Source organism: Streptomyces changanensis, from assembly GCF_024600715.1.
Lineage (GTDB): Bacteria > Actinomycetota > Actinomycetes > Streptomycetales > Streptomycetaceae > Streptomyces > Streptomyces changanensis.
Genome location: NZ_CP102332.1, coordinates 5,292,942 through 5,313,118, shown reverse-complemented (window position 1 = coordinate 5,313,118; position 20,177 = coordinate 5,292,942). Strand labels below are relative to the sequence as shown.

The window sequence follows — 20,177 nt, the reverse complement described above, 5'->3', positions numbered from 1 at the left end:
GGAGGTCCGGCGGGGGAGGTCCGGGCGGACCGGCCTGCGGGTGCGGTTCGGGCGGGGTCGGGTGCCGCGCGGACGGGGGTGCCGGGCGCGGCGTCACGGGGCGCGGCGTCACGAGGCGCCGTCCGGCGGGGGTGGCCCGGCCTGCGGGGGCGATGCGCGTGGGGGCGGGGCCTGCGGGGGCGGGCCGTCCGGGGGCGGGAAGCGGTCCGGGCGGAACGGGCCCGGGTCCAGGGGCGGCGGGGCGCCGGTGAGCGCCGCGGTGACGAGGAGGCCGGTCGCCGGGGCGAGGCCGATGCCGGCGCCCTCGTGGCCGCAGGCGTGGTGGAGCCCGGGGACGCGCGGGTCGGGACCGACGGCGGGGAGGTGGTCGGGCAGGTAGGGCCGGAAGCCGCAGTACGCGCGGATCGCGTGGACGTCCGCCAGGGCCGGGAACAGCGCCGTGGCCTGGGCGGCGAGACGGCGCAGGGCCGGGGTGGACAGGGTGCGGTCGAAGCCGACGCGTTCCCGGGTGGCGCCGATGAGGACCGGTCCCGCCGGGGTGCTCTCGACCACCGCCGACGACTGCAGGGCGGCGGAGTCGCTCGCGACGTCGGTGACGTAGTCGGCGGCGTACACCTTGTGGCGGACGGTGCCCGGCGGGAGCGGCTCGGTCACGAGGACGAAGCCGCGGCGGGGCAGGACGGGCAGGTGGGTGCCGGCGAGGGCGGCGAACCGGCCGCCCCAGGTGCCGGCGGCGTTGACGACGGCGGGGGCGTGGAGGTCGCCGCGCGCCGTGCGGACGCCGCGGACGGCGCCGCCGGGGCCGGTGAGGACGGCGGTCACCTCCTCGCCGAGCCGCAGCAGGGCGCCGGCGCGGCGGGCGGCGCGCAGCAGGGCGGCGGCCGCGCGGGCGGGCTGGACCTGGGCGTCGGCGGGGTAGTGGACGCCGCCGGCGAGGCCGGGCGCCAGGTGCGGTTCGAGTGCGTGCAGCGCGTCGGCGGGGACCTCGTGCGCCGTGACACCGGCGCGGCGCTGACCGCGGGCGAAGGCGTGGAGGGCGTGGAGGGCGGTCTCGTCGGGTGCGATGACGAGGCCGCCCTTGGGCTCGTACTCGATGGCGTCCTCCGGTGGGAGGGCCTCGGCGAGTTCCCGCCACAGCCGGATCGACAGCCGGGCGAGGTCGAGCTCGGGGCCCGCCTCCTTGTCGGAGACGAGGAGGTTCCCCTCGCCGGCACCGGTGGTGCCGCCGGCGACGGGTCCGCGGTCGACGACCGCGACGGAGAGGCCGGCGCGGGTCGCGTAGTACGCGCACGCGGCGCCGACCACTCCGGCGCCGACGATCACGGCGTCCAGGGACGGGGGCGTCTGCGGTCCGGGGTGTCTCATGGGCACCTCAGTAATATTTCACATACTACTGAGCGCCCACAAGACCCGTGATCGCGTTCACCGGCGGAGCGGGCCCTCGCAGGTGTAGTCGGCGCTGCCGGCCGTGCGGTCGGCCCAGACCTCCACCTCGCCGAAGGAGCAGTTCATGTCGGTGAGGTTGGGCGAGGCGGGCGCGGCCCGGTCGAGGAGGAAGCGGTCGACGGTCTCCGACATGTCGCGGAAGACCCGGTCGGCGCTGCCGGCGTCGCCCAGGCGGGCGGTGACGCGGCCCGAGCAGACGAACCGGGGCATCCCCGTGTCGCCGGTGGCCGTGCAGCGCGGGTCGGCCCCGGTCGCCCCGGCGAAGGCGGTGCGCACGGCGTCGGCCGTCGTCTCGCGGAGCCGGTCGTTCGGGACGTACGCGGTGTTCGGCACGAACAGCTCGGCGACACGCGCGATCTGCCGGTCGAGGAAGGCGTCGTACCCCTGCTGGACCGCCGGGTCGCGCGCCAGCCGCCCGCGCCAGGCGTCGAAGGCCGCGGGGTCGTCGGCACGCAGGTGCCGGTACATCTCCCGTAGCTGCGCGGGGCGTTCGGTCCACAGGTACTCGAAGAGCACGCCGGCGTAGCTGTAGAAGCGGAAGCCGTCGCCGGCGTAGGTGGCGTGCAGGATCCGGTCGACGCCCATGCGGGGGCCGCCGCCGGCGGCGTCCGCGATGACGCCCTCCACGAGCGACTTGCGGACCGCGACGCCGTCGCCGCGCGTGGCGCCGGCGAAGAACTCGGCGGTGCCCTCGTCCATGGCGGTGGTGCGGTCACCCTGGTACCAGGGGCCCTCACCGAAGAAGCCGGGCACGGCGAACCTGCCGTTGAGGTAGTGCACGTACTCGTGGCGGAAGAGCTCCTCCAACGTCAGCCGCGAGTCCTGCGGCACGCGCCGCTGGTAGGTGTAGAAGGTCGCGCCGCGCTCGATGTAGATGCCGCCGTTGTTCGTGTCCATGCCGGTCAGCAGCGGGTGGTAGTTCTCGTAGTCGGCGCGGGAGGCGTACAGCACGACGTTCAGGTCGGTGTTGGGGTCGCCGGCCAGCGGCGCCGCGGTGCCGAGGACCCGGTGGAACTGGGCCTTGACCTGCTTGCTCGCGTAGTACAACTGGTCGACGACGGCGCGGTCCAGGGCGGTGCGGACCTTGAGGGTGCCGTTGTCGTAGGTCTGGGTCCGCGGGAAGAGCAGCCGCTCGATGTCGTCCTTGCAGACGGCGTACGGCTTGCAGGCGCCGTAGTAGTCGAGCCAGGAGGCGAGCTTGGCCCAGGGGGCGCTGCCGCGGCCCCAGTCGGCGGTCACCGGGGTGAGGAGCGCCCCCAGGTCGGCGACGACGCGGCCGCGCAGGGACGGGACCTCCCCGAAGCGGCCGTACTCGGAGAGGGCGTCGCGCACGGTCCACTCGTTGGGCTTGCCCTTGAGGTGCGTGTGGCGCGCGAAGGCGGCGAACGCGGCCCGGTAGGCGTCGTTGCGGGCGACGAGGGTGCGGAACGACGTGTCGTTGTTGCCGGGGTACAGGCCCAGGTAGTTGACGGACAGGCCGGCGAGGACGGCGCCGCCCCAGGAGGGGTCGGCCGAGGTCTCGGGGTGGTACCGGTCCATGGTGGCCAGCACCCTGCGTATCAGGTCCAGCTGGGAGTGGCGCAGGCCCGGGGCGCTGCCGGCGTAGAGGGCCTCGCGGAGGGTCTCGGCGTTGGCGCGGGTGACGCGGAAGGTGCGGGCGGCGGTGCCGAAGTAGTGGATGGCGCGCCGCATGGTCTCGGCGGTGGGCGCGTCGGTGACGTCGATCTCGGCGCGCGAGAAGTCGTGGTACACGACCGCGTGGAGGTAGGTGAACATCTCCAGCAGGTGGCCGGAGTTGGTTCCGTCGTGCCCGGCGGCGAGGTCGGTGATCCGCCGCGAGACCGCCTGCACGTGGGCGTCGGACATGACGGGCGCGAGACGCGCGTCCCACGTCCAGACCAGGCCGCGCAGGCAGCCGTCGGCGGTGACGGCCGGGTCGGCGAGGAAGTCGGCGAACGCGCGCGGGGCGAGGCGGGTGACGCCGTCGAGGGTGCAGGGGACGCCCGACGCGGTGGCGACGGGGGCGGCCGGAGCGGCGGGGGCGGTACGCGCCGCGGTGGCGCCGGCGGTCGGGGCGCGCCCCGGGGTGCGGCCGCCGGCCCGGTGGTCGCCGGGGGCGTCGGCGGCGGGCTTGAGGGGGGCGGGGGCCCGGCCGAGGCGGAGCACCTCGTCGCCCGCGTCGTGCCCCTCGGCACCCCGCGGCGCCCCGGCCGGGGCGGGACCCTGGAGCGTGACGGCGCCCGGGCCGGGTGCGGGGCCCTGGAGCGCGGCGGCGCCACGGGCGGCGGTCAGTGGTGCCCGGTCGGCGGCAGCGGGGGTGGCGAGGGCGGTGGGGGCGGTGCCGCCCAGCAGCACGGCGGTGACGGCAGCGGCGGCGAGGCCGGTGCGCAGAGGTCTGCGTCCGGTGGGGCGCGGCGGTCGGGGCGGTCGGGGGTTCTGGAACACCTTTGCGGCTCCTGGTGTGTGTGGGAGGTGGCGGCCGTCCACACCCCCTCTTCGGGCGTGAACGGCCGTGCCGCAGCGGCGCGTTGCCCACACGCTTGAGGCATACATGCCACTGCAATGTGAGCTGTAACATAGTAATGTGAAATTGCACTGACAACCCCTCTGCTCTCCTTCCGTTCCGACGAACCCTCCGGGAGCCCCGATGGCCGACGCCCCCACCCGCCCCCGCACCGGCAGCCACGACCTGTCCGTCTCCACCGCGCTGGCCCGGTCGATGGCCCGCGACTGGGCGCCCTCGCCGCTGCCGCTCGACGCCCGGGTGACCGCCCGCGCCGTCACGCCCGCGCGCCGGGCGAGGCTGTCGGCCCGCTTCCCCGGCGAGCGGCTGGTGATACCCGCCGGCGAACTGCGCGTCCGCTCCAACGACTGCGACCACCGCTTCCGCCCGTACAGCGCGTACGCCTGGCTCACCGGCCTCACCGGCGAGGACCAGCCGGGCCACGTCCTCGTCATGGAGCCCTCCGGCACCCACGACCACGAGGCGGTCCTCTACCTGCGGCCCCGCTCGCCGCGCACCGACGACACCGGCCCCCACGCCGGCGCCTTCTACCGGGACCGGCGCTACGGCGAGTTGTGGGTGGGCCGCCGCCCCGACCTCGACGAGGCCGAGCGCCTCACCGGCATCCGCTGCGCCGACCTCGCCGAGCTGGGCGGCACGCTCCCCCCGGGACGCGAGCCGTCCGCGGACCCGCGGCTGGCGGCCGCCCTCGCCGAACTGCGGCTGGTGAAGGACGCCTGGGAGGTCGAGCAGCTGCAGCTGGCCGTCGACCACACGACGGCCGGCTTCGAGGACGTCGTCCGGGCCCTCCCCCGCGCCCTCGCCCACCCCCGCGGCGAACGCTGGATCGAGGGCGTCTTCGGGCTGCGCGCCCGCGCCGAGGGCAACGGCACGGGGTACGAGACGATCGCCGCCGCCGGCGCCCACGCCTGCGTCCTGCACTGGACGCGCAACGACGGCGCCCTCGACCCCTCCCAGTTGCTGCTCCTCGACGCGGGCGTCGAGACGGACACCTTGTACACCGCCGACATCACCCGCACCCTGCCGCTCTCCGGCCGCTTCTCCCCCGCCCAGCGCCGGGTGTACGAACTGGTCCTCGCCGCCCAGGAGGCCGGCATCGCGGCGCTGCGCCCCGGCGCCCGCTTCCGCGACTTCCACCTCGCCGCGATGCGCGTCATCGCCGAGGGGCTGGCCGAGTGGGGCGTCCTCAAGGACGCCGAGGGCGATCTGCACCGGCGCTACACCCTGTGCAGCAGCGGCCACATGCTGGGGCTCGACGTCCACGACTGCGCGCAGGCGCGCGCGGAGACGTACCTCGACGGCGTCCTGGAGGAGGGGCAGGTCCTGACCGTCGAACCGGGGCTCTACCTCCAGCCCGACGACCTCACGCTCCCGCCCGAGCTGCGCGGCATGGGCGTGCGCATCGAGGACGACCTCGTCGTCACCGCGGACGGCGCCCGTCTGATGTCCTCGGCGCTGCCGCGCACCCCGGACGCCGTCGAGGAGTGGATGGGCGCCCTGCTCGACGACGCGTAGGCGCCGGGCGCGCCCGACCCCCTCCGGCCCGTCCGGAGGGGGCACTTCAGGACCGCGACGCCGCCGAGCGCGACCGGGGCCCTCGCGCCCCCCCAGGCGGGAACGGCCGAAGAGGGCGACGGCCGGGTGGTCACCCGAGACCACCGAGCCCCGGGTGTCGCGCGGCGGGCGACCGCCGTCAGGTCACGGGTGGGCGACACGGTCCCCGGCGAGGGTGGCCACCAGGACGGCCTTGATGGTGTGGAGGCGGTTCTCGGCCTCGTCGAAGACGACCGAGTGCGCCGACTCGAAGACCTCGTCGCTCACCTCCAGTTCGGTGAGCCCGTGCCGCGCGTGGATCTCGCGGCCGACGGCGGTGCCCAGGTCGTGGAAGGCCGGCAGGCAGTGCAGGAACCGGACGTCCGGATTGCCGGTGGCGCGCAGCACGTCCATGGTCACGGAGTACGGGGCGAGGGCGGTGATCCGCTCGTCCCAGACCTCCTTGGGCTCGCCCATCGACACCCACACGTCGGTGGCGACGAAGTCGGCGCCGCGGACGCCCTCGGCGACGTCCTCGGTGAGCGTGACCCGGGCGCCGCTCCCGGCGGCGAGCTCGCGGGCGCGCGCGACGACGTCCTCGGCCGGCCAGTACGCGCGCGGGGCGACGACGCGGACGTCCATGCCGAGCAGTGCGCCGGTGACCAGGTAGGAGTTGCCCATGTTGTAGCGGGCGTCCCCGAGGTAGGCGAACGCGACCCGGTCGAGCGGCTTGTCGGTGTGCTCGGTGACGGTGAGGACGTCGGCGAGCATCTGGGTGGGGTGCCACGCGTCGGTGAGGCCGTTGTAGACGGGGACGCCCGCGTGCAGGGCGAGCTCCTCGACGGCCTCCTGGCTGTCGCCGCGGTACTGGATGGCGTCGTACATCCGGCCGAGGACGCGGGCGGTGTCCTTGACGGACTCCTTGTGGCCGATCTGCGAGCCCGACGGGTCCAGGTACGTCGTGGAGGCCCCCTGGTCGGCCGCCGCCACCTCGAAGGCGCAGCGGGTGCGGGTGGAGGTCTTCTCGAAGATCAGCGCGATGTTCCGGCCGCGCAGCGTCCGGACCTCGGCCCCGGCCTTCTTGGCCGCCTTCAGCCGGGCGGCCAGGTCGACGAGGCCGCGGAACTCCTCGGCGGTGAGGTCCAGCTCCTTGACGAAGTGGCGGCCGGTGAGATCGGGGGCCATGGGTACTCCTGGGGTCGGGCGACGGAAAGATTTGGAAGTGTATACGACACCCGACATTCTTATACGGTAGGGGGGTGGGAGCTCCCTCGGAGCGGTGGTGCGCCGTACGCGTACGACCCTAGGACGGGCGCGCGACCGACGCGGCGGCGGCTCGCGCAGGTCGCGGGCGTGGCGAGGGTCCGGCACGGCCCCGGCGGCACACGGCCGGGCGGTGACCGCACGGCTGACCGCGCGGCCGGGACGGGGGCCGCACGGCCGACTGCCACGGCTGGCTGCACGGCCGGGACGGGGTCGCACGGGCGGAACGGGGGTCGCACGGGCGGGACGGGACCGCGCGGCCGGGACGGTGGTCGCGCGGGCGGGGCCCTGCAGCCGGTGCCGGCTCCGGGGCCCCGTGCCGTCAGGCGGCGTCCCGCTCGATGGGGCAGCTCATGCAGCGCGGGCCGCCCCGGCCCCGGCCGAGTTCGCTGCCGGGGATCTCGATCACCTCGATGCCCTCGCGGCGCAGGTGCGTGTTGGTCGTGACGTTCCGCTCGTAGGCGACGACGACGCCGGGCTCCACGGCCAGGACGTTGCAGCCGTCGTCCCACTGCTCGCGCTCCGCCGCGTGCACGTCCTGCGTGGCCGTCAGCACGCGGATCGAGGACAGGCCCAGCGCCTGCGCTATGGCCCGGTGCATGTGCTCCGGCGGGTGGTCGCCGACCTTCAGCACCTGACCGCCCTCCCCCGGCTCGATCGTGTACGAGCGGAGCATGCCCAGCCCCGCGTACTGGGTGAAGGTGTCGGGCGCGACCATCGTCATCACCGTGTCCAGGTGCATGAACGCCCGGCTCTTCGGCATGTCCAGCGCCACGATCGTGTGCGCCGACCCGGCGGCGAACAGCCCCCGCGCGAGCATCTCCACCGCCTGGGGCGTCGTGCGCTCGCTCATGCCGATGAGCACCGCGCCGTTCCCCATCACCAGCACGTCACCACCCTCGATGGTGGACGGGTAGTCGTCCTGCCCCTCGGACCAGTGGTGGAACGTTCCCGCGTCGGGACCCGTGAAGAGCGGGTGGTGCTTGTAGATCGCCTCGAAGTGCACCGTCTCGCGCTGCCGCGCCGGCCAGCGCATCGGGTTGATCGACACCCCGTCGTAGATCCACGTGGACGTGTCGCGGGTGAAGAGGTGGTTCGGCAGGGGCGGCAGGAGGAAGTCGTCCAGGTCCATCACGTGGAAGCGGACGGAGGTCGGCTCGGCGTGGGCCGCGAGGTACTCCCGCTTCGTCACGCCGCCCACCAGCGCCTCGACGAGACGCGGCGTCTCCATCGCGTCGAAGGCGGAGCGCAGGTGGTCGGCGGCGAGGGGGCCGTACTCCTTCTCGTCGAAGACCCGGTCCAGGACGAGCTCGCGCGCGGCGGGCAGTTCGAGCGACTCGCGCAGCAGGTCGCCGAAGAGGTGCACCTCGACGCCGCGGTCGGCCAGCACGTCGGCGAACCCGTCGTGCTCCTGGCGGGCGCGGCGCACCCACAGCACGTCGTCGAAGAGGAGGGCGTCCTTGTTGCTGGGGGTCAGGCGCTTGAGCTCCAGGTCCGGGCGGTGCAGGATGACGCGGCGCAGCCGCCCGGTCTCGGAATCGACGTGGAATCCCATCCCCCCATCCTGGCCGAGCCGGTCGCCCGACGCACCGTCAGGGTCCGGACGGGAACGTGCCTTGCCGGCCCGGACCGGCGGGGCGGCCCCTGGGGGATCTTGTCGGTCAGGTCGGATCAGGGGGGTGTCCGGGGCGCGCGCCCGCACGGCAGGAGGGAGTCGACGCGGAGCGTCGGCGACCGACGACAACGCCGCGAGGGCTCGTGCCGGGCGCCACGAGCCCGACCTGATCGACAGGACGTCCCCTAGGAGCGCAGCGACACGACGACGAGCGCGGCGAGCAGCAGGACGATCACGGCCGCGCCGACACCCACGACGACGTACGGCCGCCGGTCGTCCGGCCGGGCCGGCGCGGGCGGATCGGCGCCCGTCGGCGGCGGTGACCCACCGGGCGGCCGGGGCCCCGCCCCGGACGGGCGCCCGGCATCACCGGCCGCCTGCCCCGACACGCCACCGACCCCCGACCCCCGCTGCTCCCGCCCGGGGCTTTTGGCGGCGCGCGCGTCTCGCGGGGCGGGCGGGGACGGCGGCTGCGGTGCGGCGGGCCGGAGCGGGCGCGCGGCGGGCCGGGCGGGGCGGGATGGCTCCGCGGCCGCGGGGGTGGAAGGTCCGGGGCCACCGCCCCGCCCTGGGGCGGCTTGCCGGGGAGTCGGCGGGGGCGCCGCGGCCCGGCCCGACCCGCCCGCCGAGTCGACCTCGTCAGCCCGCCCCCGCTCGCCCCACGGCCCACCCGCGTCAGCCGACCTGGGCCCGTCCGCCGGCTGCGGCCGGCTCGACCGAAGCCCGTCCGGCGGGCGCGGCTCGCCCGCCGGGCGCGGTGCCTCGCCGGACCGGCGCTCGCCGGGCGGGTGCGGCCCGCCGGACGGGTGGACCTCGTCCGGACGGCGGGTCGTGCCGTCCGGCCGGATCCCGTCCGTGGGACGGCCCGAGGCACCTGACCGCGCCTCACCCGTCGATCGCGACGTGTCGTCCGGGCGGGACGTCTCACCCGGCCCTGGTCTGTCCACCGGCTGCCGGTGGCCTGACCAGGGCCTGTCCGGCAGGCACGGCTCGCCCACCGGGCGCGGTGGCTCGCCGGACGGGCGCGGTGCTTCGCCGGACGGGCGCGGTGTCTCGCCCGCCCGGCGCGCGCCGGGCGGGCGGAGCCTGTCCGCGCGGCGGGGCGCGTCGTCCGGCCGGGCCCCGTCCGTCGCACGTGACGCCTCCCCCGGGCGGGGTGCGTCCCCGGAACGGGACGGGGCCGCCGGGCCGAACCCTTCCCTCGGACCGGGCTCATCCGCCGAAGGGGACGCACCGCCTGACCGGAGCTCGCCCGGCCGGGCGGCAGCGTCGGTGGGGTGGGGTGTACGCGGTGCGTGGGCGGCGTCAACCGCAGCGGCGCCTCCCGGGGCGGTGTTCGCGCGCACCGGGTCTTCGCCGCCGGCGCCGCGTGCGGTGCCGGCGGCGGCGGTCCCGCCCGTACCACCACGCCGGTCCGCGCCGGCGTCTCCGTACGGGGACGGGTCCCGGGCCCCGTACGCCGCGCGGTCGGGGTCGTCAGGGTCCGGTGGGGGCTTGCCCTCGCCGCCCGGCCCGCTCGTACCGCCGCCGCGCCCGTCCCGCCTCCCGTACGCGGCCCTGTCCGGGGCGTCGGCGCCGTACGCGTACGCGTCCCGTCCGTCGCGGGCGGGTGGGGGCGGGATCCCACGGCCCGGGGCCTCCCGGGGCCGGCGTGGGGGATCCGCCTGCGCGGGCCCGTCGCCGCGCGGGCGCGGCGGCCACTCGGACGGCTCGGCCGGGGCGAGGGGGGCGGACGGGCCCGGCGGAGCGGGCAGGCTTGGCGGTGTCGGTGGGTCTGCTGGGGTCGCTGGGGCCAGTGGGGCTGCTGGGGTCATAGTCGGTGGCCAGGGCCTGCCGCCCCCGCCCCCGCCACCCCCGCCCGCACCATCCCCCGCTCCCCCACCGCGGCCACCCCCGCCGCCACCGCCCGGGTGCGGGGTGCGGCGGGCGCGGGCGGTGCGGTAGAGCGCCTGCCACGCGGGCTCCGGCAGGCCCGGGCTCGGGCCGTCGGTGATCTGGCGCACGGCGGCGCGCGCCGCGCGGTACGGGCAGACGCTCAGGCGCGGCACCAGCTCGGTGACGCGGTCCGCGAGCGCCGGGTCGTCCAGCAGGGGCCGGACCGCCCAGCGGTAGACCGAGGCGGCGTTCGCGGCCCGCACCTCGTCGGCCGGCTGCCCGGCCCCGGCCGCCCGGTCCGTGACGAACAGCTCCTGCTCCAGCAGCACGGCGCAGAGGGCGGCGCGCTGCTCGCGGCCCCAGGCCGGCCAGCGGGCGGCGACCTCCGTCATGAGGAGCGTCAGCGCCCCGTACCCGGTGCCGCGCGCGGCGACGGCGCGCACCAGCTCGTCGTCGGGGGCGCCGGACACCGCCTCGCGGACGGAGTCCCCCGCGAACGGATCGTGCAGGACCGCGAGCAGGTCGCCGTGGCCCGGGCCGCGCCGCGGTCCGCCCCGCCACCTGAGCGCCCGCGGCCGGTCAGCGGACGGCTGCGGCCACTGCGGGGCCACCACGCGCACGCCGGGCGGGGCGGGCGGGGCCGGCGGGGCGGGCGGGCGGCCCCGGAGCGGGGCCGGGGGCGGGGCGGGGGGCCGGCGCGGGGGCCGGTCCAGCGGCGGCAGGCCGGTCAGGGCGGCCTCGGCGAGGGCCAGCAGCGTGGTCGGGCCCGCCTGGACGGCCCGGTGGCGGTCGGCCGCGCGCCGCAGGGCCTCGCCCACCTCGTACCCGTCCCGCAGCTGGTGGTGGACGAGGAGCTCGGCGACGGACTCGGCGTGGTCGCGGGAGCGGTCGGCCGGGTCGGCGCGCCGCCGGGCGCCGTTCGCGGGGGCCTCGCCGGGCCAGCGGCTGACGAAGACGAACCGCAGCTGGTCGGTCTCGGCGGTGTCGTGCGTGGCGAACGTCCACCGCCGGGCGACCTGGCCGCCGAAGAGGCCGTGCAGCCCCCACAGCACCCGGCACGCCGCCTCGCCCGACGGGTCGAGGAAGGTGAACCCGGCACCGGGGTGGCGCAGGAACGCGGCGACCGCGCCGGTCAGTTCGCGGCGGACGCCGTCGAGGTCGGCGGTGAGGAGCCGCTGCCCCTCGTCCGCCGCCGGCAGCAGCGCGGCCTCCGCGACGGGCGGGAGGGTGCCCCGCACCTCCGCCAGGGGCAGGTCGCCGCCCGCCCAGGACCAGGGGTGCAGACCGAGGCAGGTCGCCGGGTCGAGCACGGTGGCCGGGCCGACCAGGGCGTGGCAGACGGTGCTCGCGCGGCCACCGGCGTCGCGCCACGGCGCCCGGCGCACCAGCAGCGCCCGGTCACCGCTCTCCAGCCGGAGCAGGGCGGGTGCGGTCGCCTCGCCGGTGGCCCGCAGCACCGGCCCGGTCCTGCGGAAGACGGCGTCGGCCTGCTCGGGGGTGCACGAGCAGGCGACCGGACCGAAGCCGGTGGTGCCGGAGAGGTTGTCGGTGTCCCAGCGGAAGACGATCTGGTCGACCAGCCGGTCGTGGGGGGCCGTCGGACGGGCCATCAGATGCCCACCTCTCCCGGGTCGACTCCCGGCAGGAGCCCGCACATGGCGAAGAGCGACAGCAGGGGGGCGAGGACCCTGCGGGGCCGGACGCCGTGCGGGAAGCGGTCGTCCCGTGCCTGCCCGCCGGTCGCCGCGACGAAGTGCAGGGTGCAGCGGGCGCAGTCGTCGAAGGGACGCAACCACGCGGGGGACGCGTGCTTCGCCACGAAGGCGTGGACGTCGCGGCTCTCGGCGTGGACCTCGTCCGCCCGGTACGCGGGGGGCAGGGTGCGGCCGAGCCACTGGTCGACGGCCGGTTCGACCCGCACGAGGTCGCTCTTGTTGACGGCGACGACGGCCGGCGCGGCGACGTACGGGCCGTGGTCGCGGGGGACGCGGTTGAGGACGGTGGTGAACGCCTCGTCGCCGAGGTCGCGCCGCCGCAGCCCGTTGAGCGCCCGGACCGGGTCCAGGGACGGCAGGCGCAGGGCCCGCAGCGGGTCGACGACGAAGACGAACGCGTCGACGCCCGTCAGGAACCGGGTGACCTCCCCGTCCTGCGCGAGGTCCTCCCCCGCGAGGTCGAAGAAGACGACGGGCCGGGTCGGTCCCCGCCCGGTGACGAGCAGCCCGTCGGCGAACCGGGCGAACGTCTGCTGCCCGGTGCGGCCGAGCTCCCGGCCCTGCTGGAGGCTCTGCACGCGTTCGCGCAGGAAGGTGCGGTGCGTGTCCGGGTTCAGCGGCAGGCACTTGAGCCCGTACGGTTCGAGGCCGCCCTGCTCGACCTCGCCGAGCATCGCCGCGAGCAGGTGGGTCTTGCCGACGCCGGAGCTGCCCACGAGGGCGATGGTGAGGGGCCGGCCGTTGGTGAGGTAGGGGGCGGGCAGTTCGTGGAGGGTGTCCTCGTCGGCGTGGGGGCACGGCTGGTAGGCGGTGCGCAACAGGTCCCGCAGGTGTGCGGGCGGCAGTTCGCCGCTCAGGTCGAGGGGGACGCGCTCGCCCGTGGGGCCGATCGACACGAGGCGGGTCGGGTCGAAGGCGACCGGCAGCAGGCAGTGTGGGCAGAGGCGTTCCGGTGAGGTGGCCTGCGCCGCCGGCACGGGTGGCGGCGGGGGCGCCGCGGGCGGGTCGGGGTACCGGGTGGGCGCGCGGCGGGCGAACCACCGGGGGCGGGCGGCCGGCTCCGGTGGCCGCGGGGGCCGGTCCAGGCCCAGGTGGGACCGTTTGCGGGCGATCTGGGCGTCGTACTCGGCGCGGCCGCGGACCAGCGGGTCGGGACCGCCGGCGGTGAGGGCGAGCGGGTCGGGGACGTTCAGCAGGCGCATCAGCTCGGCCGGCGCGGGCCGCCCGGCGGCCTGCGGCGCGAAGGCCCCGCCGTGGTCGAGGGCAGCGAGGCCGCGGAAGCCGGCCAGGTCGGCGGGGGGTCCCCCGCCGCGGTCCGGACGCCCGGCGGCCAGGAAGTAGCCGACCTGGGCGACGGACCACAGGTCGTCGCGCGGGTCTGCCGTGCCGGTGCCGTGCCGCTGTTCGGGCGAGGCCCACGGCGCGGTGCCGTACGCCTCGCGCGGCTCGCCGGCGCGCAGCGCGGCGTGCGGCTCGGCGAGCCGCACGTGCCGGCCGTCCCAGCGCACGGAGTCCGGACCGACGGCGCGGTGCACGAGCCCGGCCTCCTCCAGGAGCCGTACGGCGAGGACGAGTTGGGCGAGGACCTGCTGCTGCTCCTCGACGCCGAGGGCGCCGCCGTACGCGGCGAGCGGCTCGCCGCCGGCGATCCGGTACAGGACGAAGGGCTCCGGGGCGTCGAGGGAGTAGCCGACGACGCGGGTGAAGACCTCCCCGAACCGCTCCGGGCCGTACCGGCGTTCGAGGGCGACGGCCGCCGCGGCCTCCCGTTCGAGGGCGGCGTGGGCGTGCGGGTCACCGGGGGCGACGCGGTACTGCCGCACGGTCCAGTCGAGTCCGAGGGTGACCGTGCGGGTGACCCGTCCCGGGCGGCCCGGGACCTCCTCGTCGGGGCCGAAGCGGGCGGCGAAGCGGACCAGGTTGCCCTGGTGGGTGAGGAACGACAGCTCCTCGTCGGTGTGCGCCGGGTACGTCACGACGGGCCGGCCTCCTCTCCGGGCGTCTCCTCGCGGACGGTGCGGACGGCGTCGGCGCGCAGCGGTACCAGGCCGAGCACCCCGGCGTGGCGGCCGGCGGGCGTCCACACGACGTCCTCGGCGAACCCGTCCTCGCCCGCGTGCCCGGCGCGCGGTCCGGCGGGGCGGTGTTCGTCGCCGTCGGCGGCCCCGCGCCGGAACGCCTCGGGGACGAAACGGACCCGGCGCACCTCCAGCGGGTCGGCGGACAGCAGCCTCCGGTGCTGCGGCCCGCACAGCGGGACGGTCGCCTCGGCGTCGCTGGCGGCGAGCAGTTCGGCGACGCGGTCCGGGGCCACGCCGGTCAGCCGGGCGGCGTCCGGACGGTCGCCGGGCCGGGGGGCGAACGGGGGCGGGGAGGTCGCCGCGTCGCGCACGAGGCGGTCGTGGACCTCGTCGAGGACGTCGCGCATGGGCCCGTCGAGCGGGGCGCGTCCGGCCCGTGCGGGGTCGCGTTCGATGCGCGCCCAGCAGGGGGTGAGGATCCGGCGGGTGCCGGCCGTGAGGTCGTCGACGAGGGTGGTGACCAGGTCGGGTCCGCCGTCGCCGCGTTCGCGCTCCAGCCAGGGCGGGTCCTCGGCGGGGCCGGCCGGCTGCCAGGTCGACCACCCCCCGTCCTCGTCCGCGTCGGCGTCGGCGTCGGCGTGGAAGGAGCCGACGGTCTCGTACGCGGGGCCCTGCACGGGCGGGACGGTCTCGTACGCCGGACCGTGCGGGGGCGCGACCGTCTCGTACGCCGGGCCCTGCCGGGGCGCGGCGGCGGGGAAGGCGTCGCCGGCCCCGTACGCCCCGTACGCCCCGGTCGTGCCCGCCGTGTCCGGTGCCGCCGGGTCGGGTGCCGGGGCGCCGTGCTGGGCGGGGCCGGTCGGTGCGGCGGGTTCGGCGCCGTACCAGCCGTCGTCGGCGGAGCTGTCGCCCCAGGTGTCCCAGTCCCACGTGTCGGTGGTGCCGTCCGGTTCGGCCGGGACCGTGGACCGGGCCGCGGGTCCCGGCCGGGGCGCGGGGACCGTCCGGGCGGTGGGGGCCGGGGGCACGGGCGGCGCCGTGGCGTCGCCGCGTCCGTGGGCGTCGGCGGTCGCGGCGAGGCCGCGCAGCAGGAGGCCGGCCGCCCGCGCGCCGTCGGAGCAGTGGTGGCGGGCGTCGGCGAGCAGCCAGTCGTGCACGGCCGTCTCGGCCAGCAGCCGGTCGACGCCGGTGAGGACGCGGGCGGCGTAGTCGGCGTCGGTGGCGCGCCACCACGCGTCGACGGAGACCGTCCAGTCGCGCAGCGCGAGGGCGAGGACGCCCGTGAGGGCCAGGGCGGCGGCCGCTGCCCCCGCCCAGGGGGGCAGGGCGAGCGCCGCCCCGGCCACGGCCCCGGCCGCGCCGCCCGCGAGGCCGCCGAGGAACCGCGCCGCCACCTGGGTGGTGGCGGGCCCGTCGAGGTGGCCGTCGGGTGAGCGGTTGGGCCGGTGGCGCAGCATCAGCAGCCCGAGGGCCGCCGCGGCCAGCCCGGCGGCGGGGCCGAGGAACCAGCCCGGGCCCGCCCACAGCCCGGCGACGAGCGCCGGCACCAGGGCGAGCAGCGCCGCCGCGACCGGTGTCCCGCCCGCCCGGAACGGCGGCGGGGCGGCCAGGTGGCGCAGGTACGCCGGGTCGCACACCTCGTCGAGGCGGGCCAGGCGCGCGGCGCTGCCCGCGGGCGCGGAGCGGTCGGCGAGCGCGGCGAGCCGGGCGGCCGTGGACCGCAGGGGCAGGCGCCGGTCGAGCAGCCGCTCGGTCAGCTCGCGCAGCGCCGGCACGACCCGGGCGCGGGAGGCGGCCGGCAGGTCCGGCAGCACGATGCCGCGTTCCAGGAGCCGGGCGCGCTGGTCCGCGGTGAGCCGCACGCCGTCGGCCTCGGCGAAGGCCCCGGCGACGGTGTCGCGGTACGCCTCCAGGGCCCGGCCGAGCGCGGCGAGCCGGGCGGGCGGGTCGGCGCGGCGGGCGCGGGCGGCGAAGAGCCCGGCGGGGCCCCGCGCGAGCCGGTGCCCGGCGTGGGCGTCCTCCAGCGCGTCGTCGCAGGCGCGCCGGCGGGCGGCGGCGGGGCGGGACGGCTCCAGCCACCGGTGGCCGGCGACGGCCTCGGGGAGGGAGTCGTCCAGCAGCAGGGCGAGGTCCGGTGGGACGGCGTCGCCGGGTACGGCGCCGCCGGGGGCCTCCTGGCCGGTGAGGGCGGCGAGGGCCTCCTGCCAGGCGCGGGTGCGGGCCTCCTCGGTCAGGTCGTGCTCGACGACGCGGACGGACGGCACCGCGACGTTGTGCACGACGTCGCCGAGGGAGGTCAGGACCGCGTCGAACACGTCGCGCTGGGCGAGGAGGTCGACGAGCGGGCGCAGCCCGTCGGGGTCGTCGCCGGTGTGCGGGTCGAGGAGCCACAGCACTCCGGCGGCGGGGGGCCGCAGGGTGAGCGGGCGGCTCAGGACGCGCTCCCTCGGGGAGCCGACCGCCAGGCAGACGATCCGCGCGGGGCCGTGCGCCTGGAGCCGCTCGTACAGGAGCTGGTGGGCGACGAGCCGGGCGGCGTCGTCGACGACCAGGAAGCGGGGCTCGCCGTCGTCGTGCCGGACCGCGTCGAGCGCGTCCCGCACGGCGTCCGCGCCGGGGGCGCGGCGCAGGTCGAGGCAGACGGCGTCGGCCGGCGGGCGGTGGTGTACGGGGGCCGTGGCGGTGGTGTGGCGGGTGCTCACTCGTCGTCACCGTCCAGGTCCCACGGGTAGGCCGGGGAACGGGTGGGGCCGCCGGACTGCGCGGGGCGCGGCTCGGCGGGCGCGGGCTCCGGGGACGCGCGGCGCGGTTCGGGGGGCGTGCGGCGCCCCTCCTGGGACGTGCGGCGCGGCTCGGGGACGGCCTCGTGCCGGGGTTCGGCCTCCCGCCGGCGGCCGTCACCGGCCGAGGGCCGCTGCCCGGGGGCCGGGTACCGGTATCCGTCGCCGGGCCGGGTGTCGGGTCCGTCGTCGGGTGCGGCGTCCGGTGCGGCGTGGGGGCCGGAGGGGCGGGGCGCGTACGGTTCGTCCTCCGCGTCCTGCCGGCGGTACCGCTCGTGGAGCGCGCGCAGCGTCGGGCGGGTGGGCCGGGCGGCGCCGTCGAAGCGCAGGGCGAGCGCGCCGGGCAGGGTCTCGGCCCAGAAGTGCCGCAGCGGGGCGAGCCACTCCTCGTCCTCGTCGCCGTACCGGCCGGTGAGCTCCTCGATGCGGGCGAGCTCGCGCGGCGCGACCTCCTCGACGAACGTCAGGAACAGCGGCGAGGGCGGCACGGGCGTGGTGGACAGGCCCTCCGGCTGGGTGCGCATCAGCCGCTCGCAGAACTCCTCGATGATCGAGCCCTCGTCGAGGAGCGCGGCCCGCTCGTACGCCCGCAGCAGTCCCGCCCAGCCGGAGAGCCGGCCGTCGTAGGACTCCAGGCGCAGCGACAGCGTCGCCGAGTCGCCCTCCTGGAGGCGGACGCGGACGAGGCCGGGCGAGGTGTCGCCGCCCTCGTGGACGGCGACCCTGCCGTTCCACATCGCGCACAGGAGGTGGTGGAGGATGCGCTGCCGGTCATGTTCGGTGCTCACCAGCCAGTCGTCGTTGTGGCCGAGCCGCTGCCGCCAGTGCAGGAAGTCCTCGGCGCCCGCGGCGTCCCGCGCCTCGGACCAGAGCTTGAGGACCTCGCGGACCTCGGAGATGTCGGTGAGGCTCATACCGCTGCGGAACAGCACCACGGTGATCGACTCGGTGTCGACGGCGCGGAACTCCTGCTCCGCGTGGGGCGGCAGGTACAGCTCCTGGGCGAGGTACTCGGCGGCGCGGCCGTCGGCCTCGCTCTCCGGGTGGGCGATGAGCACCTTGAGGGGGCCGCTGCCGTCGGGCGTGAAGCCCACGGGCAGCAGCTTGGCGAGCTGGACGCGGAACTGGTCCAGCCAGCGGCCGTCCACGGCGGCCGCGGCGTTCTCGTCGCCGGCCGCCGCGCGCAGCAGGAGCGCCATCGACGGCAGCAGGGGCCGCTCGTACAGGGTGTCGTCGGCCTCGCCGAAGAGGCGCTTCACGCGCCGTTCGACGACCTGCTTGACCTCCTTGACGGCGGCGCCGTGGGAGCGGCGCACGGCGTCCAGGGCGCGCAGCCAGTCCTCGGGCTGGACGATCGCGGCGAGGAGTCCGGCCGCGTCGGTGTTGTCGGGCAGCCGTTCGCTGCGCACGAGCCGGTCGACGACGTCGTCGTAGAAGGCGCGCAGCCCGTTCTGCGGGGGCAGCAGGTAGGAGACGCCCTTGCGGTCGTCTCGGTACAGCTCGCGGCGGCGGTCGCTGAAGAGCTTGCCCTCGTCCTCCTCGTGGGCGCGCAGGGCGCGGGCCAGTTCGTCGACCGCCTTGCGGGCCCGGGCCAGGGGCGGGCGCCACTGCGTCGCGCCGTCCCCCCAGGCCCGGTGCCACAGGGCGTTGGCGCGCCACCGGTACCAGTCGTCCTGGTCGGCGACGGCCTCGCGGACGTCGGGGTCGCTCCAGCGGGCCGGTACGAGGCCGCCCGCGCCGCCCTTGATGCGCGGGACCGGGGGTGCGGCGTGCTGGACGTGCGCGGGGCGGCGGGGATCGCTGCCGCGGTTGCTGAGCATGCCGGCGAAGCCGGCCTCGGCGACCCGGTCGGGGTGGCCGGGCAGTCCGGCGATGACGCGTTCCAGCCGGAACGGGCCGATGAGACCGAGGAGTTCCCGCGCTCCGGCGGCGGGCCGGAAGTCCTCGACGAGCCGGGGGACGTCGCGGGCGAGGTCGCGTTCGAGGCGGACGAGGAGGTCCTCCAGGTCGCCGCGCCGGTCGTGCAGGGCCTGGGTGACGGCCTTCGTGCCGCGGGGCGGCTGCTCCGGCTCGGGCGGGTCGGGGGCGCGCCGGGTCCACAGGGCGCCGATGCCGGAGCGCTCGAACATCTCCCGGACGCGGTCGCCGCCGTCCTTGGCGGGGTGGCGGGCCCGCTCGGCCATGCCGCGCACGGCCTGGGCGAGGAGGCGGGCGGCGACGATCTCGGCGAGGTCGTCCACGGGGACGGTGAGGGAGGCGGCGAGGCTGGTGGACATGGACCGGTAGCCGATGCCGGAGCGGGCGGTCTTGGACCGTTCGACGCTCTCGTTGATGAAGCTCGCGGCGAACGACTGGTGGTCGGCGTCGGACCGGCCGCCGCCCTTGTCGTCGGGCAGCTCGGTGCCGATGAGGGACGTCACCATCGCGGTGACGGAGCGGCGCAGGTCCTCGGTGCGGATCACCGACGGCTTGCTGAAGAGGAAGGCGGTCTGGACGGTGGAGGGGCGCAGCGCGACGACGGTGTCGCCGGGGTAGCGGACGCTGACGCGGGCGCGTTGCTCGACGTCACCGACGTCCGACTGGGCGTCGGGGACGTTCTGGTCGTCGACGAGCCGCGAGAGGTCCACGAGGGCGCGGGCGGCGTTGAGTTCGGCCTCGCGGCCGCCGCCCGCCTCCGGCGGGAACGCCGACGGCATGACGACGAGCGGGTAGATCTTCACGCCGGGCACCTTCGACCGGCGGAACTCGTGCCCGATGAGGTGGATGAAGTCGTAGAAGATGCCGGCGCCGGTGCCGCCGGCCACCGAGAACGCGACGAAGACGTCGCAGCCCCGGATGCGGCCGCCGCCGAGCCGCTGGAGGTCGCCGGCGGAGTTGCCGATGGCGCCGATGGCGGCGCGCAGCGGCCGCAGGACCGGCTCCAGGCCGCTGCGCAGGGTGGCGAAGAGCGCGGCCCGGCCGACGGTGGGCAGTTGCCCGGCGCCGTTGTGGAGCGGGGCGACGCGCGGCTGGCGGGCCTGCGGCGGCAGCCAGTCGCGGGTCTCCTCGTGCAGGGCGACGCGGAGCATCCGCGTCACGTCGGGCGAGCTGTCGAACTCGCCCGGCAGCAGGTCACGGACCATGCGGGAGGTCCGCGCGTACGCGGCGCCCTCCGTGCCCTTCGCGTGGAACTGCGGCTGGCGCAGCAGCTCCGCCTCGCTGAAGTCCGCGTACACGAACTGGAGGCAGTCGGGCAGCTGGAACGGGGCGCGGCGGCCGCCGTCGACCAGGTTCGTGCCGTCCGGACCGCCCAGTTCGCGGCGCAGGCCGCGTTCGAGTTCGCTGCCGATCCGTCCGCCGGTGCCGCCCAGGCCGACGAAGAGCATGGGCTGGTAGATCTTCATTGCGTCTCCCCTCGGGGCGCGG

At 77.2% G+C, this 20,177-nt stretch carries 9 protein-coding genes; 1 reads left to right on the top strand and 8 read right to left on the bottom strand.

The window, feature by feature from the left end:
- Positions 1-108: 108 nt before the first annotated feature.
- Entirely contained in the window at positions 109-1,365 is a 1,257-nt protein-coding gene (locus NRO40_RS23255; RefSeq protein WP_058941434.1) for an NAD(P)/FAD-dependent oxidoreductase, read from the bottom strand.
- 57 nt (positions 1,366-1,422) lie between these two features.
- Entirely contained in the window at positions 1,423-3,891 is a 2,469-nt protein-coding gene (locus NRO40_RS23250; RefSeq protein WP_257375494.1) for a collagenase, read from the bottom strand.
- Between the two features lie 202 nt (positions 3,892-4,093).
- On the opposite strand from NRO40_RS23250, the gene NRO40_RS23245 reads away from it, so the two are divergent.
- Positions 4,094-5,485 (top strand): aminopeptidase P family protein, encoded by a 1,392-nt coding sequence (locus NRO40_RS23245; RefSeq protein WP_058941436.1) that lies wholly within the window; start codon positions 4,094-4,096, stop codon positions 5,483-5,485.
- Between the two features lie 183 nt (positions 5,486-5,668).
- Here the strand turns inward: NRO40_RS23245 and argF are convergent, their stop codons facing one another.
- The 6 genes from argF to NRO40_RS23215 form a co-directional block, all read right to left on the bottom strand.
- The gene (argF, locus tag NRO40_RS23240) at positions 5,669-6,688 is read right to left on the bottom strand and encodes an ornithine carbamoyltransferase (RefSeq protein ID WP_058941437.1); all 1,020 of its coding nucleotides are present in this window, start codon (positions 6,686-6,688) and stop codon (positions 5,669-5,671) included.
- 400 nt (positions 6,689-7,088) lie between these two features.
- Positions 7,089-8,321 (bottom strand): arginine deiminase, encoded by a 1,233-nt coding sequence (locus tag NRO40_RS23235; protein ID WP_058941438.1) that lies wholly within the window; start codon positions 8,319-8,321, stop codon positions 7,089-7,091.
- 245 nt (positions 8,322-8,566) lie between these two features.
- Positions 8,567-11,866, bottom strand: a complete 3,300-nt coding sequence (locus NRO40_RS23230) for a hypothetical protein (RefSeq protein WP_058941439.1) — start codon at positions 11,864-11,866, stop codon at positions 8,567-8,569.
- Entirely contained in the window at positions 11,866-13,947 is a 2,082-nt protein-coding gene (locus tag NRO40_RS23225; RefSeq protein WP_257375493.1) for a hypothetical protein, read from the bottom strand. Before NRO40_RS23225 ends, NRO40_RS23230 begins: the two co-directional genes overlap by 1 nt.
- Complete coding sequence (locus NRO40_RS23220) at positions 13,944-16,694, bottom strand: hypothetical protein (protein WP_058941442.1); 2,751 nt, start codon at positions 16,692-16,694, stop codon at positions 13,944-13,946. The genes NRO40_RS23225 and NRO40_RS23220 overlap by 4 nt, the downstream gene beginning before the upstream one ends.
- Positions 16,691-20,155, bottom strand: coding sequence for a tubulin-like doman-containing protein (locus tag NRO40_RS23215; protein WP_079046936.1), 3,465 nt, complete (start codon positions 20,153-20,155; stop codon positions 16,691-16,693). The genes NRO40_RS23220 and NRO40_RS23215 overlap by 4 nt, the downstream gene beginning before the upstream one ends.
- Positions 20,156-20,177 lie beyond the last annotated feature (22 nt).

Coding starts and splice junctions, on each gene's coding strand:
- NRO40_RS23255 (WP_058941434.1), bottom strand. CDS start 1,365: ATGAGACACCCCGGACCGCAGACGCCCCCGTCCCTGGACGCCGTGATC.
- NRO40_RS23245 (WP_058941436.1), top strand. CDS start 4,094: ATGGCCGACGCCCCCACCCGCCCCCGCACCGGCAGCCACGACCTGTCC.
- argF (WP_058941437.1), bottom strand. CDS start 6,688: ATGGCCCCCGATCTCACCGGCCGCCACTTCGTCAAGGAGCTGGACCTC.
- NRO40_RS23235 (WP_058941438.1), bottom strand. CDS start 8,321: ATGGGATTCCACGTCGATTCCGAGACCGGGCGGCTGCGCCGCGTCATC.
- NRO40_RS23230 (WP_058941439.1), bottom strand. CDS start 11,866: ATGGCCCGTCCGACGGCCCCCCACGACCGGCTGGTCGACCAGATCGTC.
- NRO40_RS23215 (WP_079046936.1), bottom strand. CDS start 20,155: ATGAAGATCTACCAGCCCATGCTCTTCGTCGGCCTGGGCGGCACCGGC.